Source organism: Streptomyces sp. P9(2023) (assembly GCF_032436795.1).
Taxonomy (GTDB): Bacteria; Actinomycetota; Actinomycetes; order Streptomycetales; family Streptomycetaceae; genus Streptomyces.
On the sequence record NZ_JAUPWM010000323.1, the window covers coordinates 1 to 300 of the forward strand.

The 300-nt window shown below is 46.3% G+C and carries 1 protein-coding gene; it reads right to left on the reverse strand.

Going from position 1 to position 300, the window contains the following annotated elements; genetic code table 11:
* The coding region (locus Q5762_RS37795) for a hypothetical protein (protein WP_315896839.1) at positions 1–248 on the reverse strand (248 nt) is incomplete at its 3' end.
* Between the last annotated feature and the right edge of the window lie 52 nt (positions 249–300).

A 300-nucleotide genomic window follows, 5' to 3' on the forward strand; every position in this document is an offset into this window, starting at 1 on the left:
TTCAGAATCATGGTGCCAAGAGTGTCATGCGAACCGCTGAACTTTGATACCTGATCACCTGGTTTCACTTGAATATCCTGCTCTACAATATATTCTTTGGCACGCTCCGATAACCAAAGCTCTTTGAAGACACCATCTTCGATGGCATGAACCATATAGCTTGACCAGTAACCTTGAGTTGGCTTCATCCCAAGTTCGTTGCAACCCAATCCTAAAGCTGCATCAACTGTATATTTGATTAGATCCACGCCGGTTGAGTAGCGGATGACTTCCGGTATCAGGCAGCCACCGTTCCTTGGG